This window comes from Streptomyces sp. ITFR-21, assembly GCF_031844685.1.
Taxonomy (GTDB): Bacteria; Actinomycetota; Actinomycetes; order Streptomycetales; family Streptomycetaceae; genus Actinacidiphila.
The window spans coordinates 1,657,341-1,673,132 of record NZ_CP134605.1; the positions used below are offsets into that span (position 1 = coordinate 1,657,341).

Annotated in this window: 14 protein-coding genes; 9 read left to right on the forward strand and 5 right to left on the reverse strand. The window is 74.2% G+C overall.

Features of this window, described 5'->3' with window-relative positions:
* Positions 1-18: 18 nt before the first annotated feature.
* Positions 19-264: an acyl carrier protein gene (locus tag RLT57_RS07395; RefSeq protein WP_311296563.1), complete on the forward strand. Its 246-nt coding sequence runs from the start codon at positions 19-21 to the stop codon at positions 262-264.
* 79 nt (positions 265-343) lie between these two features.
* Positions 344-1,612, forward strand: a complete 1,269-nt coding sequence (gene fabF, locus RLT57_RS07400) for a beta-ketoacyl-ACP synthase II (protein ID WP_311296564.1) — start codon at positions 344-346, stop codon at positions 1,610-1,612.
* Positions 1,613-1,807: 195 nt separating this feature from the next.
* Here fabF and RLT57_RS07405 read toward each other — a convergent pair whose 3' ends face one another.
* The 3 genes from RLT57_RS07405 to RLT57_RS07415 form a co-directional block, all read right to left on the reverse strand.
* A complete protein-coding gene (locus RLT57_RS07405) occupies positions 1,808-1,927 on the reverse strand; it encodes a 3-oxoacyl-[acyl-carrier-protein] synthase III C-terminal domain-containing protein (RefSeq protein ID WP_399128222.1) in 120 nt (39 codons plus the stop codon).
* Positions 1,928-2,051: 124 nt separating this feature from the next.
* Positions 2,052-2,957, reverse strand: coding sequence for an NAD(P)-dependent oxidoreductase (locus tag RLT57_RS07410; protein WP_311296565.1), 906 nt, complete (start codon positions 2,955-2,957; stop codon positions 2,052-2,054).
* Positions 2,958-2,982: 25 nt separating this feature from the next.
* Positions 2,983-3,477 (reverse strand): DUF3145 domain-containing protein, encoded by a 495-nt coding sequence (locus tag RLT57_RS07415; protein ID WP_311296566.1) that lies wholly within the window; start codon positions 3,475-3,477, stop codon positions 2,983-2,985.
* Between the two features lie 258 nt (positions 3,478-3,735).
* Here RLT57_RS07415 and RLT57_RS07420 point away from each other — a divergent pair, with 258 nt between their 5' ends.
* Entirely contained in the window at positions 3,736-4,677 is a 942-nt protein-coding gene (locus RLT57_RS07420; RefSeq protein WP_311296567.1) for an SGNH/GDSL hydrolase family protein, read from the forward strand.
* Positions 4,678-4,930: 253 nt separating this feature from the next.
* Here RLT57_RS07420 and RLT57_RS07425 read toward each other — a convergent pair whose 3' ends face one another.
* Entirely contained in the window at positions 4,931-7,453 is a 2,523-nt protein-coding gene (locus RLT57_RS07425) for a glycoside hydrolase family 3 protein (protein WP_311296568.1), read from the reverse strand.
* A 175-nt stretch (positions 7,454-7,628) separates the two neighbouring features.
* Here RLT57_RS07425 and RLT57_RS07430 point away from each other — a divergent pair, with 175 nt between their 5' ends.
* Complete coding sequence (locus RLT57_RS07430) at positions 7,629-8,219, forward strand: TetR/AcrR family transcriptional regulator (RefSeq protein ID WP_311296569.1); 591 nt, start codon at positions 7,629-7,631, stop codon at positions 8,217-8,219.
* Positions 8,220-8,409: 190 nt separating this feature from the next.
* Here RLT57_RS07430 and RLT57_RS07435 read toward each other — a convergent pair whose 3' ends face one another.
* Positions 8,410-9,417 (reverse strand): NADP-dependent oxidoreductase, encoded by a 1,008-nt coding sequence (locus RLT57_RS07435; RefSeq protein ID WP_311296570.1) that lies wholly within the window; start codon positions 9,415-9,417, stop codon positions 8,410-8,412.
* 154 nt (positions 9,418-9,571) lie between these two features.
* Between RLT57_RS07435 and RLT57_RS07440 the strand changes: the two genes are divergently transcribed.
* The 5 genes from RLT57_RS07440 to RLT57_RS07460 all read left to right on the forward strand — a co-directional run bounded on the left by RLT57_RS07440 (position 9,572) and on the right by RLT57_RS07460 (position 15,216).
* Positions 9,572-10,009, forward strand: a complete 438-nt coding sequence (locus tag RLT57_RS07440; RefSeq protein WP_311296571.1) for a MarR family winged helix-turn-helix transcriptional regulator — start codon at positions 9,572-9,574, stop codon at positions 10,007-10,009.
* 292 nt (positions 10,010-10,301) lie between these two features.
* Complete coding sequence (gene efeU, locus RLT57_RS07445; protein WP_311296572.1) at positions 10,302-11,222, forward strand: iron uptake transporter permease EfeU; 921 nt, start codon at positions 10,302-10,304, stop codon at positions 11,220-11,222.
* 108 nt (positions 11,223-11,330) lie between these two features.
* Positions 11,331-12,515 carry an iron uptake system protein EfeO gene (gene efeO / locus RLT57_RS07450; protein WP_311296573.1) on the forward strand — a complete coding sequence of 395 codons (1,185 nt, stop codon included), beginning with the start codon at positions 11,331-11,333 and terminating at the stop codon, positions 12,513-12,515.
* A gap of 34 nt (positions 12,516-12,549) precedes the next feature.
* Positions 12,550-13,851, forward strand: a complete 1,302-nt coding sequence (gene efeB / locus RLT57_RS07455) for an iron uptake transporter deferrochelatase/peroxidase subunit (RefSeq protein ID WP_311296574.1) — start codon at positions 12,550-12,552, stop codon at positions 13,849-13,851.
* Between the two features lie 189 nt (positions 13,852-14,040).
* Positions 14,041-15,216: a sialidase family protein gene (locus tag RLT57_RS07460; RefSeq protein ID WP_311296575.1), complete on the forward strand. Its 1,176-nt coding sequence runs from the start codon at positions 14,041-14,043 to the stop codon at positions 15,214-15,216.
* Positions 15,217-15,792 lie beyond the last annotated feature (576 nt).

A 15,792-nucleotide genomic window follows, 5' to 3' on the forward strand; every position in this document is an offset into this window, starting at 1 on the left:
CCACAAGGAGCGCCGCTAATGGCCACCAAGGAAGAGATCGTCGCCGGTCTTGCCGACATCGTGAACGAGATCGCCGGTATCCCCACCGAGGACGTCCAGCTGGACAAGTCCTTCACCGACGACCTCGACGTCGACTCGCTGTCCATGGTCGAGGTCGTCGTGGCGGCCGAGGAGCAGTTCAGCGTGAAGATCCCGGACGACGACGTGAAGAACCTCAAGACGGTCGGCGACGCGGTCGACTACATCCTGAACGCTCAGGGCTGAGCCGGTCCCCCTGGCGGGACTGAGACCCCTCGGACGACGCGCTTGTCGCCCGCCCTTCTAGACGTGGAGAGACATTCCTGTGAGCCCGACCAATCGCACCGTGGTCGTCACCGGTATCGGAGCAACCACACCGCTGGGTGGCGACAGCGCGTCGACCTGGGAAGCACTGCTGGCCGGCCGGTCCGGCGTACGGCGGCTGACCGAGGACTGGGCGGCCGAGCTGCCGGTGCAGATCGCCGCCCGGGTGGCCGTGGAGCCCGGCGAGGTGCTGCCCCGGCCGCTGGCCCGCAAGCTCGACCGCAGCGCGCAGTTCGCGCTGATCGCCGCCCGTGAGGCGTGGGCCGACGCCGGCTTCACCGCCAAGGCGGGCGAGGACCCGTCGATCGACCCGGACCGGCTGGGCGCGGTCATCGCCTCCGGCATCGGCGGCGTCACCACCCTGCTCGACCAGTACGACGTGCTGAACAAGCAGGGCGTGCGGAAGGTCTCCCCGCACACGGTGCCGATGCTGATGCCCAACAGCCCTTCGGCGAACGTCGGGATCGACGTCAACGCGCGGGCCGGGGTGCACACGCCGGTCAGCGCCTGCGCGTCGGGCGCCGAGGCCATCGGCTACGCCATCGAGATGATCCGCAACGGCCGCGCCGACGTAGTGGTGGCGGGCGGTACCGAGGCGGCCATCCACCCGCTGCCGATCGTGGCCTTCGGCAACATGATGGCGATGTCCAAGCGCAACGACGACCCGACGGCCGCGTCCCGGCCGTACGACTCCGGGCGGGACGGCTTCGTGCTCGGCGAGGGTGCCGGCGTGATCGTGCTGGAGTCCGCCGAGCACGCCGCCGCCCGCGGCGCCCGGGTGTACGCGGAGGCGGTCGGGCAGGGCCTGTCGTCGGACGCGCACCACATCACCCAGCCGGAGCCGTCCGGCCGGGGCATCGCCGCCGCGCTCCAGCACCTGCTGGACACCTCCGACCTCAAGCCGGCCGAGATCGTGCACGCCAACGCGCACGCCACCTCGACCCCGCAGGGCGACGTGACGGAGATCAGGGCGCTGCGCAAGGTGTTCGGCGACGACGTGGACCACATCGCGATCTCCGCCACCAAGTCGATGACCGGGCATCTGCTGGGCGGCGCGGGCGGCATCGAGACGGTCGCCACCGTGCTGGCGCTCCACCACCGGCTGGCCCCGCCGACGATCAACCTGGACGACCCGGACCCGGACCTCGACGCGGACGTGGTGCGGGACAAGCCGCGGGCGCTGCCCGAGGGCAGCATCGCGGCCCTCAACGACTCGTTCGGCTTCGGCGGCCACAACGTGGTGCTGGCACTGCGGTCCTGGAACCGCTGACCGGGCGGCGGTCCCCGGACCCCCGGCCGCGCCGGGGGCGGTTGGGCGTGCCCCGGATCCGGCGCCCCCGACGGATCCGCGCGGCATGCCGGGTGCCCTGGCCAGTCCTCCCGACCGGCCAGTCCTCCCGACCGGCCAGTCCTCCCGACCGGCCGGGGCACCCGGCTGTCCGGGGGCTCCCTCCCGGCGGCGTCGTCACGGGCGGTCCACCACCTGCCCGGCGCAGGACATCCCGCCGCCGAAGCCGAGCAGCAGTACCGGTCCGCCGGCCGGGAGTGTGCCGCGCCCGACGAGCTCGGCGAAGGCCAGCGGCACGTACCCGCCGGGGCCGCCCGGCCCGGCGGGTCGCGGGGCCCGGCGGGTCGCGGGGCCCGGCGGGTCGCGGGGCCCGGCGGGTCGCCCGGTCGGAAACCCGCGGGCGCGCCCGACCCGGGGGCCGTCAGGACGTGGCGGGTGGGCCGTCGGGGCCGAAGCTGGCGAAGTAGGCGGCGGCCATGTCCTCGCCGGCGTAGCCGAGTTCACCGGCGCGGCGCATCCGTTCCGCGCCGGCCGCCGCCGCGTCGAGCGTGACGCCCGCCGACTCCCCGGCGGCCACGATCAGCCGCAGGTCCTTCTCCGCTCCCTCGACCGTGAAGCTGGGCGAGAAGTCGCCACCGAGGATGGCCGCGCCCTTGATCCGCAGGTAGGCGACGTCCATGGCGCCCCCCTCGATCGCGTCGAAGAACCGCGCCGGGTCCACCCCGAGGCCCTTGGCCAGCGCCAGCGTCTCCCCGGTCGCCACCGTCAGCGCGAGCACCCAGTTGTTGAGCACCAGCTTGAGCGCGCTGGCCGGGCTGTCCGCCGCGTCGCCGTCCAGCCAGACGGTCCGGCCGCCGATCGCGTCGAAGACCCGGTCGGCGACCGGCCGGGCGGCGGCAGGACCCGCCGCGGTCACGGTCAGTTTCCCGGTCTCGGCGACCGACTTCGTGCCGAGCACCGGCGAGTCGAGGAACAGCAGGCCGTGCTCGGCGGCCAGCGCGGCCAGCTCCCGCTGCGACGACGGCCCCACCGTGCTGGTCTGCGCCCACACGGTGCCCGCCGCCAGCACGGGGGCCGCGGTCCGCATGACGTCGAGCACGGCGGGGCCGTCCAGCAGCATGGTGAGCACCGCGTCCGCGCCGCGTACCGCCTCGGCCGGGTCGGCGACGACCTCGACGCCGTGCTCGGCGAGCGGCAGCGCGCGGGCGGTCGTACGGTTCCAGGCGCGTACCCGGTGTCCCGCGGCGACCAGGCTGCGGGCCATCCCGGCGCCCATCAGACCGGTACCGAGGACCGTGACGGTCAGGGGTGTGTCGTGAGAGGACATGGCAGCCAGGCTATTGCGCCCGGCGTCAGACCACTTGGTGCAGCCAGCGGACCGGCGCGCCCTCACCCGCGTAGCGGAACGGCTCCAGCTCGTCGTCCCACGGCTTGCCGAGCAGTTTGGACAGCTCGCCCTCCAGGTCCCCCTCGCCCTTGCGGGCGCGCTGCATCGCGGCGCGCAGCCGGTCCTCGGGGATCAGGATGTCGCCGTGCATGCCGATCACGGCATGGAAGATGCCCAGGTCGGGGGTGGCGCTGTAGCGCTCGCCCTCCGCGCCGGAGCAGGGCTCGGCGGTGACCTCGAAGCGCAGCATGTGCCAGCCGCGCAGCGCGGAGGCCAGCTTCGACGCGGTACCGGGCTCGCCCTGCCAGGAGAACTCGGCACGCCAGGTGCCGGGGGCGGCGGGCTGGCGGATCCAGTCCAGGGAAACGCGCACGCCGAGGACGCCCGCGACGGCCCACTCGACGTGCGGGCACAGCGCGCGCGGCGCGGCGTGCACGTATAGAACACCACGTGTCGTCACCGGTACCTCCAGTGTGGGACGAGGTTCGCCTTCCCCAGCGGCCTCAACACCCGAACCGGCTGCTCCCGGGGCAACATGAGACATTCTGCACTATTCATCGCAAACAGGACGACATTGGTGCCTGACGCCCGGCCGGTTTCGACCTCCCGTCGGTTCGCGCGGGTGTCAGGCTAAAAGCTACCGTGCGGCGTCATCGAGGGAGTGACGTACCGTCGGGCTCGTAACAGATGTCACCCACTCGTCGGAGGGGAGCGCGGCATGCGGCACCCGGGACGGCCCGCCGTCCGGCACGGCGTGACGGCCGCCGTCGTGGCCCTGCTGCTGGCCCTGGTGCTGGGCGGCCTCTTCGGCTGCGGCGCCCGGGGCGCGCCCCCGGACGGGCGGCGGGCGACGGCACCCGCACAGATCCCGCGTTCCCCGAGCACCGGGCCGCAGCGGCGGGCGGCGCCGAAGCCGGCCCGCCCGTGGAACGTCCACCCGGCGTCCGTCGCCGCGCTCGGCGACTCCATCACCCGCGGTTTCGACGCCTGCGACCCGCTCGCCGACTGCCCCGAGGTGTCCTGGGCGACCGGTTCGCGCGCCGGGGTCGGCAGCCTCAGCAGCCGGCTCCCGGTGGGGACCGCCGGCTGGAACCTCGCCGAGTCGGGGGCGCGGGTCGGCGGTCTGACGGCCCAGGCGCGGGCCGCGGCGGCGCACCGGCCGGCCATGGTCACCGTGCTGATCGGGGCCAACGACGCGTGTACGGCGAGCGTGGCCGCCATGACGCCGGTCGCCCGCTTCCGCGCGGACTTCACCGCCGCGCTGGCCTATCTGCACCGCGTGCTGCCGGACACCCAGATCCTGGTGGCCAGCATCCCCGACCTGCGACGCCTGTGGTCGGTCGGCCGCACCAACGTGCTCGGCAGGCAGATCTGGAAGCTGGGCCTGTGCCCGTCGATGCTGAAGGACGCGGAGGCCCGGACCCCGGCGGCCGACGCCCGCCGCACCGCCGTCCGCGACCGGGTGATCGCCTACAACGCGGCCATGGGCGGAGCCTGCGCCCGCCTTCCGCGCTGCCGCTACGACAACGGCGCCGTCTTCGGCTACCGCTTCACCACCCACGACCTCAGCCGGTGGGACTGGTTCCACCCGAACGCGACGGGCGAGGCGAAGCTGGCGGCCCTCCTCGCGGGGGTCGCGGGCTTCCGCACCGCGAAGTAGCCCCCCCGCCGGCACCCTGCGGGCGCGCGGACGCCGACGGCGGCTCGCCCCGGCGGGGAGACCGAAAGCCGGAATTTCACCCGCACGGGTGATGCGGGTGGGAAGGCCCCCCCACGGGGGACGAGGGTGCGGCGCGGGATGGGGGGACGAAGGAGCGCGGGCGGGCGGGCCGAACGGCGCCCTCGGAGCCGGCGTCGAGCACCGGGCGCGGCGCAGGCGGGCGCGCCGGGCCGGCCGGGGGCGCCCCGGACCGTCAGGCGCTGAGCGCGGCGGAAACGCGGGGGTCGGAGGAGGAGTGCGCCGCCGTCACGGTGTACGCCCCGGCGAGGAACCGCCAGGCCGCCGCCGCCTCGTCCCAGACCTCGGCGGCCCTGCGGGGCAGCGGGACCACGACCTCGACGCGGGCCCCGGGAGCCGCCACGGCCACCGCGAAGCCCGCGAGCCACCGCCCCGGCCGCTCCGGCCGCTCCGCCGCCCGCTCCCCCCGCGCTGCCGGTGCCGGTGCCAGGTAGAGCTGGACGACCTCCCGTCCCGCCCGCGCGCCGACGTTCCGCACGGTGACCCGCGCCGTCGCCAGCGTGCCCTCCTCCGGGTCGCCCCGGTCGAGCACCAGCGCCTCGTACTCCCACTCCGTGTAGCCGAGCCCGTGCCCGAAGGCGTACGCGGGTTCCGGTCCCGGCCGCCGGTCCCACGCCCGGTAGCCGATGAACAGCCCCTCGTCGTAGGGGAGTACGCCGTCCTCGGGGACGACCCGGCTGACCGGCGCGTCCGCCAGCCGGGCGGGCCAGGTGGTGGGCAGCCGCCCGCCCGGCTCCGCAGCGCCGAGCAGCACGTCGGCGAGCGCCGCCCCCGCCTCCTGCCCGGGAAACCACGCGAGCAGCACCGCCGCCACCTCCTGCCGCCACGGAAGCTCCACGGGTGAGCCGGAGTTGACGACGACCACGGTCCGCGGGTTGACCGCCGCGACCCGGGCGACGAGTTCGTCCTGGCGGCCGGGCAGCCGCAGGTCCTTGCGGTCGAAGCCCTCGGACTCGACGCGTTCGGTGGTGGCGACGACCACCACCGCGGTGTGCGCGGCCCGCGCCGCCTCCTCCGCCTCGGTCAGCAACTCCTCGGAATCCTGCTCGGGTTCGCCGTGCAGCAGGGTGAACCCGACGGCCTCGACGGGGAGTTCCTCGGGCTTGGGCGGGGTGGACAGCAGGCTGACCGCCACCGGCTGGCCGGCGGTCAGCCAGACCGTGCCGCGTTCGGTGGGCCGCCCGAAGAACGCCTCGAACGGGTCGGCGTTCTCGTCCCGTTGGCAGCCGTCGAAAAGCACCTGCCCGGCCACGGTCAGCCGCAGGGCGCCGGTGCCCCGGGTGCCGAAGCGGTGCGCGCCGCTCACGCGGGGCGTGAAGGTGCCGCAGGTCTCGACCGTGTGCAGCCGCCGGTAGGAGACGCCGGCCGGCAGGTCGCCGAGCCACTGCACCTGTCCGCCCGGCAGGGGCTCGCCGCCCAACTCGCGCCCCTCGGCGTCCCGGACGACGGCCCGCAGGGCGAACCCGGGCCCGGCCGCCGCCAGTTCCGCACTGGGGTCGGCGCCGAGCGCGTACCGCAGCGGGACGCCGGCCGGCAGCGCGGCCCGCAGCCCGTCGAACGGCGAGACCACGTGGTCGGGGTAGACCTGGGCGGAGCCGCCGCCGAGGATCCTGGCCTGCCGGGCGGCGGCACCGATCAGCGCGATCCCGCCCTCCTTCAGGCCGGCGGCCTCCAGCGGCAGGACGCGCGCCGGGCCGCGTACCTCGTTGCGCAGCAGCACGCAGGCCCGCGCGGCGAGTTCGCGGGCCAGCGCGTCCCCGTCGACGCCGGCCGGCCGGTCGGCCACCGCGACCGCCGCCGGGGTGCCGGACAGCAGCCCGGCCCGCGCGCACAGCCGCAGCACCCGGCGCGCCGCGTCGTCCACCAGGCTCTCCGGCACCTCGCCGGCCCGTACCGCGGCGGCCAGCGCCTCGCCGTAGACGGTCCGCGGGCCGGGCATGGCGATGTCCAGGCCGCCGCGGATCGCCCCGGTGGTGGAGCGCGCGGCCAGCCAGTCGGAGACCACGACCCCGTCGAAGCCCCACTCGCCGCGCAGCACGCCGCCCACCAGCGTCTCGTGTTCGGTCATCGGCACGCCGTTGACCGCGTTGTAGGCGGCCATCACCCCCCACGGCCGGGCGCCGGTGACGATGGCCTCGAAGGGGGCCAGGTACAGCTCGCGCAGCGCCCGTCCACCGATCCGGTTGTCCACGGTGAAGCGCTCGGTCTCGGCGTCGTTGCCGGTGAAGTGCTTGACGGTGACGCCGACGCCGCCGTCCTGCACACCGAGCACGTACGCGGTGCCGATCGCGCCGGTCAGATACGGGTCCTCGCTGTACGCCTCGAAGTGCCGGCCGCCGAGCGGGCTGCGGTGCAGGTTGACGGTCGGCGCGAGCAGCACGTGCACGCCCTTGCGGTGCGCCTCCTGTGCGAGCAGCCGGCCCACCCGGCGGGCGAGCGCGGGATCCCAGGTGGCGGCCAGCGCGGTGGGGCTGGGCAGCGCGACGGACGGGTCCTCGGCGGTCCAGCGCCGGCCGCGTACCCCGATCGGGCCGTCGGACATCACCAGCGAGCCGAGGCCGATCTCGCCGAGGGCGGGCAGCGTCCACATGTCCTGCCCGGCCAGCAGCCGCGTCTTGGCCGCCAGGTCGAGCTTGCCGAGCGCTTCCCCGACGGCCCGCTCGCGCTCGGCATCCGCACCCTGTGCGTACGGCGTCATCCGCTGTCCCCTTACGTGCCGCGTCCCGGTCGCATCCCCGGCCGCGTGATCCTTCCGGGGTGCCATCCTGGGCCCGGCACCCACGGTCCACCTGCCAAACGGTCGGCATAGTTGCCATTCCGTAATCTTGTAGGCTCGGGCCGGAGTTCAGCAGCGGAAGCAGGGGGAGCGGGACATGCCGAGGACGAGGGCCGACCGCGCGGAGCGGCGCGGCGAGATCATCCAGGCCGCCACGGAAGTGATCGCCGAACGCGGCTACCGGGGTGCGACGCTGGCCTGCGTGGCCGAGCGGGTGGGGCTCACCCAGCAGGGCCTGATGCACCACTTCCCCACCAAGGAGGCCCTGTTGGTGGCCGTCCTGGAGGCCCGCGACCAGTGGGACATGGCGTCGGCGGCCCTGCACGGGCACGCCTGGCCGCTGGAGGTGGTGGCCAGCCTGGTCGAGTACAACGCCACCCGGCCCGGCATCGTGCAGGCGTTCACCGTTCTGGCGGGCGACAGCGTCACCGAGGGCCACCCGGCCCAGGAGTACTTCCGCGAGCGCTACGCCTGGGTCCGGGACGGCGGCGCGGACGCGCTCCGCGCGGAGTACGGCGACCGCCTCCCGGGCGGCCTCACCCCCGAACGCGCCGCCACCCTGCTGGCCGCGGTGATGGACGGCCTCCAGGTCCAGTGGCTGCTGGACCCCGGGGCCGTCGACATGCCCGCCGCCTTCCGCGACTTCCTCGCCCTGCTGGCCCCGATGCCGCCCCGCGCCGGGAAGTGACGGCGCGGTACCGGGGCGGCCGGTAGGTGCGGGAAGGCCGGGACCGCCGGGAAGGCCGGGACCGCCGGGAAGAGCCAGGCCGGCCGGGAAGGCCGGGACCGCCTCGAAGAGCCAGGCCGACCGGGAAGGCCGGGACCGCCGGGCGCCCCGGCGTCCCCGCGGCGGTCACGTCACCACGGCCCGGCCCCCGTCACTCCGGGAGCGCCACCAGCATCTTCCCGGTGTTCTCGCCGCGCAGCATCCCGAGGAAGGCGTCGACGTTCCGCTCGATCCCGGTCAGCACCGTCTCGTGGTGGCGCAGCCTGCCCTCGCGCAGCCAGCCGCCGGCCTCCTCGAGGAACCGCGGGCGCAGGTCGTCGTGGTCGCCGACCAGGTAGCCGCGCAGGGTGAGCCGGCTGCCGATCATCATGGCCAGGTTGCGCGGGCCGGGCGGCGGCTCGGTCGCGTTGTAGCTGGAGATCGCCCCGCACATCGCGATACGGCCGTTCTGCCGCATCACGGAGATCGCCGCCTCCAGGTGCTCGCCGCCGACGTTGTCGAAGTAGACGTCGACGCCCTCCGGCGCCGCCGCCGCCAACTGCTCGGCCACCGGCCCGTTCTTGTAGTTGAAGGCGGCGTCGAACCCGTACTCCCCGGTCAGCAGCGCCACCTTCTCGTCGGAGCCCGCGCTGCCGATCACCCGCCCGGCGCCCTTGAGTCTGGCGATCTGGCCGGCCTGGCTGCCGACGGCACCGGCCGCGCCGGAGACGAACGCCGTCTCGCCCGCGGCGAGTTCGGCGATCCGCAGCACCCCGGCGTACGCGGTCAGACCGGGCATGCCGAGCACCCCGAGGTACGCCGACAGCGGCGCGGCCTCCGGGTCGACCACGACGGCCTCGGCGGCGTCCACCAGCGCGTACTCCCGCCAGCCGAGCATGTGGCGCACATGGTCGCCGGCCTCCAACCCGTCGGCGCGCGAGGCCACCACCTGTCCGATCGCCCGGCCCGTCATCGGCTCGCCCAGCGCGAACCCGTCGGCGTACGACTTCCGGTTGCCCATCCGGCCGCGCATGTAGGGGTCGACGGACAGGTACAGGTTGCGGACCAGGACCTGGCCCGGTCCCGGCTCGGGAACCTCCGTCTCGACCAGGGCGAAGTCCTCGGGCACCGGCCAGCCATCGGGGCGGGCGACGAGATGCCACTCGCGGCTCTTCGGCATACGGGGGTGTCTCCTTCCGTGGGGACGAGGCCGACCGGCCCGGATCGACCTCGCGTCGGCCGCGAGCCGGTCCGGTCGGCCTCAAAAAAAATTCAGGTCTTTAATTAACCATCTTGATGTTTCAGGTTGTCAAGTAATGGGGTAGCCTTCGACCATGAGCCCCCGCATGGACCCGCTGACCGCTGAGGTCGTCGACCTGATCGGCACCGTGGTGGCCCGCTACTACCATGAGTACGACGCCGCTGCCGCCGTCCACCGGCTGACCGGTGCCCAGGCGCGCGTACTGGCGCTGCTGTCCGGCGGACCGATGCCGATGCGGCGGATCGCCCAGCAGCTCAGGTGCGAACCGTCCAACGTCACCGGCATCGTGGACCGGCTGGAGGCCCAGGGTTTGGCCGAGCGCCGCGCCGACCCGACCGACCGCCGGGTGAAGCTGGCCGCCGCCACCGACACCGGGCGTGAGACGGTCACCGACCTGCGCGACTCCCTGGGCTTCGCCCGCGAGCCCCTGGCCGGCCTGTCGGTACGCGACCGCACCGCCCTGCGCGACCTCCTCCAGCGCGTACTGGCCGCCGACCCCGACAGACCCTAGGCCGCCCCCCCGGACCCTCCGCTCCCGCTCGCCGCCCAAATCCGTGTCCCCGGCGGTACGGCCCGCGGCACCGCGGCGAACCGGACGTCTGCGTCACAGGAGTAACAGGCCCCCGGCAAGCAAGGTAAAGAGATCGTCAAATCCCGACGATTTTCCTTGCCCTGGCACCCCTTTCATCCGATTTGTACGCGCACGCGGCTTGACGTACCGCGGGGCTCCACGATTCTAATAAGGCTGACCTAACCAAGGGCAGGCTTCGCTTACACGCCGAACCGGTACCAGAAGGACCCTCATGCTCCCAACGTTCGTCATCGGACTCCGCGAAGGACTGGAGGCGGCCCTCATCGTCGGCATCATCGCCTCCTTCCTCGGTCAGCAGGGCCGCCGGGACGCGCTGAAGAAGGTCTGGCTCGGGGTCGGTCTCGCGGTGGCGATCTGCGTCGTGGTCGCGGTGGCGCTGCAGATCTACTCCAGCGACCTGCCGCAGCGCCAGCAGGAGCAGCTGGAGACGGTGATCGGGGTGATCGCCGTGGTGATGGTCAGCTACATGGTGCTGTGGATGCGCCGCCACTCCCGCGACCTGCGCAAGGACCTGGAGGGCATGGCCGGCCGCGCGCTGTCCGAGGGCTCGGCCTCGGCGCTGGTGACGATGGCCTTCCTGGCGGTGCTGCGCGAGGGCTTCGAGACCTCCGTCTTCCTGCTGGCCACCTTCAACGAGAGCAGCAACCCCGCGTACGGCGGCACCGGCGCCGCGCTCGGCATCCTGCTCGCGGCCATCGTCGGCTACGGCATCTACCGCGGCGGCGTACGGCTCAACCTGTCCCGCTTCTTCCGCGCCACCGGCATCGTGCTGGTACTGGTCGCGGCCGGCCTGGTCGCCACCGCGTTCATGACCGCGGCCGAGGGCGGCTGGCTCGACCAGGGCGCGCAGGCGTTCGACCTGTCCTGGCTGGTCCGGCCCGGCACCCCGACCTCCTCGGTGGTCACCGGGGTGCTCGGCATCCAGCCGTACCCGACCTGGCTGATGGTCGCCGGCTGGCTGGTCTACGCGATCCCGATGACGGCCGTCGTGCTGTGGCCGGCCCGGCGCCGTACGGCGCCTCCGGGCACGCCGGAGACCACCGACGCCCGAGGCCCCGCCGACACCCGGGCCGCCCGGAGCGCCCCGGACGGCTCCGGCGCCGCCACGGCCGAGGCCTCCCAGGCGGGCTGAACCGCCCGCGCCTCCCCTTCTTCCCCTTACCCCGCTTCCCCCCACCCGTCCACCGCCGTACCCCTCTGTTTCCCGCGCCCACCGCCGGGTCTTCCCTAGGAGCTGACCGTGAACCCCCGTGCCAACCACCGCCGTGTCCTGGCCTGCGCCGCGACCGTGATCTCCGCGGGCCTGCTGCTGACCGCCTGCGGCGGCGACAAGGGGGACGGTTCGAAGAACTCCTCCGCCGCGAACGGCCAGGACGCCGCCGCCAAGTCGTCGACCGTCGCGATCACCATCACCGACAAGGACTGCGCGCCCACCCCGGCCACCGTCCCGGCCGGCGCGGTGAAGTTCACCGTGAAGAACAAGAACTCCGCCAAGGTCACCGAGGCCGAGCTGCTGGACGGCGGCAAGATGCTCGGCGAGAAGGAGAACCTCACCCCGGGCCTGTCCGGCGACTTCTCCCTCTCCCTGACCGCGGGCACCTACCAGGTCTACTGCCCGGGTGCGGACACCGACAAGACCACGTTCACCGTCACCGGCTCCACCGCGCACAGCTGGAAGGACGACCCGCAGCTGGTCGCCGCCACCAAGACCTACGCGGCCTGGATCGACGGCGAGGTCCAGCAGATGGTCACCACGACCGACGCGTTCACCGCCGCGGTCAAGGCCGGCAAGACCGACGAGGCCAAGCTGCTCTACGGCAAGGCCCGCGTCCACTACGAGCGCATCGAGCCCACCGCCGAGATCTGGGGGGACCTGGACGGCCGGATCGACGGCCGGATCGACGACGCGGCCACCCCCGCCGACTTCACCGGCTTCCACCGCATCGAGCAGGCGCTGTGGCAGACGAAGTCGCTGACCGGCACGGACAAGCTCGCCGACCAGCTCAGCGCCGACACCCACAACCTCTACGCCAAGGTGCAGACGGTCGCGTACCAGCCCGCCGAGATCGCCAACGGCGCCACCGACCTGGTCAACGAGATCCAGTCCTCGAAGATCACCGGCGAGGAGGAGCGCTACTCGCACATCGACCTGCTGGACTTCGAGGGCAACCTGGCCGGCGCCAACGAGGCCGTCACCGTCCTGCTGCCGGTGCTCCGACAGAAGGACCCGGCGCTGGTCGCCACCCTCGCCGAGCGCTACCAGCAGACCGCGGACGCGCTGGCCGAGTACGTCGCCAAGCCCGGTTACGAGGAGACCGGCTACCTGGACTACAGCAAGGTCACCGCGGACCAGCGGCGTACGCTTTCGCAGACGGTGGACGCCTACGCCGAGGCCGTCTCGAAGATCGCCGGCAAAGTCGCCTGAACGGCCCCGACGGCCCGAGAGAGATTTCCTGACCGTGAACGACACTCCGGACATCACCCCCGAACCCCGTGCCACCGAGCCGGCGGCGGCCGTCAGCCGCCGCCGCCTCCTCGGGGCGGTGGGTGCCGGAGCAGCCGTGGCCGGCGCCGCCCTGGGAGCGGGCGGCGCCGTCCTGGCGACCCGCCACGACGACAGCGGCGGCGCCCCGGCCGCCGCGCAGGCCGCCACCGTGCCGTTCCGCGGCGCGCACCAGGCCGGCATCGCCACCCCGTCCCAGGACCGGCTGTGCTTCGCGACGTTCGACGTCTCGCCGACGGCGGACCGCGCCGACCTCGCGGACCTGCTGCGGACCTGGACCGCGGCGGCCGAGGCGATGGCGGCCGGCAAGCCGGTCCCGGGCGACGCGGGCGACCTCAACACCCCGCCGGACGACACCGGCGAGGCGGTGGGCCTGACGCCGGGCCGGCTGACCGTCACCATCGGCTACGGCCCCTCGCTCTTCGACGGCCGCTTCGGGCTGGCCGGCCGCCGCCCGTCGCTGCTGCGGAAACTGCCGCAGCTGCCCGGGGAGAACCTCGACCCGGCCAACTCCGACGGCGACCTGTGCGTGCAGGCGTGCGCCGACGACCCGCAGGTGGCCTTCCACGCGATCCGGAACCTGCGGCGGCTCGGCTTCGGCACCGTCGTACCGCGCTGGATGGAGCTGGGCTTCGGCCGCACCTCCTCCACCTCCCCGCAGCAGGCCACCCCGCGCAACCTGATGGGCTTCAAGGACGGCACCCGCAACATCGACGCCACCGACCCGTCCCTGATGGCGCAACACGTGTGGATCGGGGACGACGAGCCGCAGCGGTGGGTGCGCGGCGGCTCGTACCTGGTCAGCCGGAAGATCCAGATGCGGCTCGAGCAGTGGGACCGGGACCGGCTCGGCGACCAGCAGGACGTCTTCGGCCGGTTCAAGACCAGCGGCGCCCCGATGACCGGCCAGGCCGAGTTCGACACCCCGGACTTCGCGGCGAAGGACGGCGACGGCCAGTACGTGATCCCCGCCCGCGCGCACATCCGGCTGGCGGCCCACGAGAACAACAACGGGCTGCGCCTCCTGCGCCGCGGCTACTCCTACACCGACGGCATCAGCCCGGAGACGGGCGACCTGATGGGCGGCCTGTTCTTCGTCGCCTTCATGAAGAGCCCGGACCAGTTCGCGACGCTGCAACGGGTGCTGGGGGCGCACGACGCGCTCAACGAGTACATCCAGCACATCGCCAGCGGCCTGTTCGCGGTCCCGCCGGGACTGCCGGCCGGCCAGGACTGGGGCGGCCAGCTCTTCGGGTAGCCGGGGTCCGGTCGGGATCCCCCACCCGGCAAGGGCCGGTCGGCCGGAGTACGGCCAGCGTCCGGCCGGGCGGGGCTCCACCCCGATGCGGCTCCGGGTACGCCGGACGACCGACCGCCGTGTCACCCGATACGGTGAGAAGTGGCAACACGCCGGCCGCGCCGCCCGCGGGTGAGGCATCGCTTGAGCATGCCGCAACGCACCCGTGCCGTCCTGCTGACCGTCTTCGGCCTGCTCGCCGCCGTCCTGCCGGCCGGCCGGGCCGCCGCCGCCCCGACGCGGGCCACACCGTGCGTGACCACGCTGTGGAAGGCCGGCACCGGCGGGTACCGGACGTACCGCATCCCGGCCGTCGTCACCGTCCGCGGCACCCTGGTGGCCTTCGCCGAGGGCCGCGTGCACAGCTCCGCCGACAACGGCGACATCGACGTGGTGGAACGGCGCTCGGCCGACGGCGGCTGCACCTGGACACCGCAGCAGGTGGTCGCCGAGGACGGGACCGACACCGTGGGCAACCCGACACCCGTGGTCGCCGCCGACGGCACCCTGGTGCTGCTCACCAACCGGCAGGCCGGGCAAACCACCCAGGGGCAGATCCAAAGCGACCAGGTGCCCGCCGCCGACAGCCGCCGCGCCTTCGTGCAGACCTCCGCCGACGCCGGCGCCACCTGGTCCGCGCGGCGCGAGATCACCGCGTCGGTCAAGCGGCCGGGCTGGCTGTGGTTCGCCACCGGCCCCGGCCACGGCCTGACCCTCACCCGCGGCAGGGCCGCCGGGCGCCTGGTGGTGGCCGCCAACCACTCGGAGGCCGACGGCCGTTCCGGCGTGGACCTGCTGCTGTCCGACGACGACGGCCGCACCTGGCGGCTCGGCGCCTCCGAGAACGACACCGACGCCACCCTCCGGCCCAACGAGACCAGCGCCGCCCAACTGCCCGACGGCGAGATCTACCTTTCCGCCCGCAACAACGGCGGCGGCACCGGCATGAACCGCGCGTCCGCGTACTCCGCGACCGCCGGCCGCACGTACACCACGCCGCTGCGCCCGCTGCCCGGCCTCGTCGGACCGTCCGTGCAGGGCGGTGTGCTCCAGGACCCCGGTCTTCCGGCCGGCCTGCCCTGCGCCCCGCTCCTCTACTCCGGCCCCGCCGACCCCGACAGCCGCCGCCACCTCACCCTGCGCCGCTCCGACGACTACGGCCGGACCTGGCACACCCTCACCGACCTCACCGCGCCCATTACCCCCGCCGCGTACTCCGACCTCACCGGGATCGCCCGCGGCGAACTCGGTACGGTCTTCGAGACCGGCGCCGACTCCCCGTACGAGGAGATCGCCTGGCGCCGCGTGTCCCTGCGCTGCCCCTGACACCTTCCCGCTCCCCCGGCCCGGCCGACCGCGGCCTCCCCCGGCCCGGGTGTGCCCGGTCTCCCGGGGCCCGGGAGAGGCCGCCGGGCCGCGCGCCGGTCCGGCGGCGCTCGGGGCTGGACCGAGACGGCCCGGACGGGCGCCGGATCGGGCTGCTCCGGCAGCGAACCGCGCCCGAGCTACCAGCAGTCGGTGGCCGCCGGCTGCGCCGGGCGCGCCAGCGAGGGGCGTCTTTGTCGTTGCCGACGGGACCACCGGCGTCGCCGTCGCCCGCGACCCGGGCGGCTCGGGAACGGTGATCTGGTCCACCTGACCCACCGGCCGGGCGGCGCCCCGCCCCAGGGACCGAGGCGCCGCCCGGCAGCCGCCCGGCGCTGTCGGGTGTACCCCCCCCCCGTCGCCCCTCCGCGAGCTGGTGGGCGGCGGCGGGGTACGGCTTAGGACCTGCTGAACTGAGGGCGGTACGGCCCGGCCTGTGCCGGGCCGTACCGATCCGTGCCGCGCGGATCCGTACCGCGCCGATCCGTACCGCGCCGATCCGTACCGCGCCGATCCGTACCGCGCCGATCCATGCCG

Coding starts and splice junctions, on each gene's coding strand:
- RLT57_RS07425 (WP_311296568.1), bottom strand. CDS start 7,453: ATGACGCCGTACGCACAGGGTGCGGATGCCGAGCGCGAGCGGGCCGTC.
- RLT57_RS07435 (WP_311296570.1), bottom strand. CDS start 9,417: ATGCCGAAGAGCCGCGAGTGGCATCTCGTCGCCCGCCCCGATGGCTGG.
- RLT57_RS07395 (WP_311296563.1), top strand. CDS start 19: ATGGCCACCAAGGAAGAGATCGTCGCCGGTCTTGCCGACATCGTGAAC.
- RLT57_RS07420 (WP_311296567.1), top strand. CDS start 3,736: ATGCGGCACCCGGGACGGCCCGCCGTCCGGCACGGCGTGACGGCCGCC.
- RLT57_RS07430 (WP_311296569.1), top strand. CDS start 7,629: ATGCCGAGGACGAGGGCCGACCGCGCGGAGCGGCGCGGCGAGATCATC.
- RLT57_RS07440 (WP_311296571.1), top strand. CDS start 9,572: ATGAGCCCCCGCATGGACCCGCTGACCGCTGAGGTCGTCGACCTGATC.
- efeU (WP_311296572.1), top strand. CDS start 10,302: ATGCTCCCAACGTTCGTCATCGGACTCCGCGAAGGACTGGAGGCGGCC.
- RLT57_RS07410 (WP_311296565.1), bottom strand. CDS start 2,957: ATGTCCTCTCACGACACACCCCTGACCGTCACGGTCCTCGGTACCGGT.
- RLT57_RS07460 (WP_311296575.1), top strand. CDS start 14,041: ATGCCGCAACGCACCCGTGCCGTCCTGCTGACCGTCTTCGGCCTGCTC.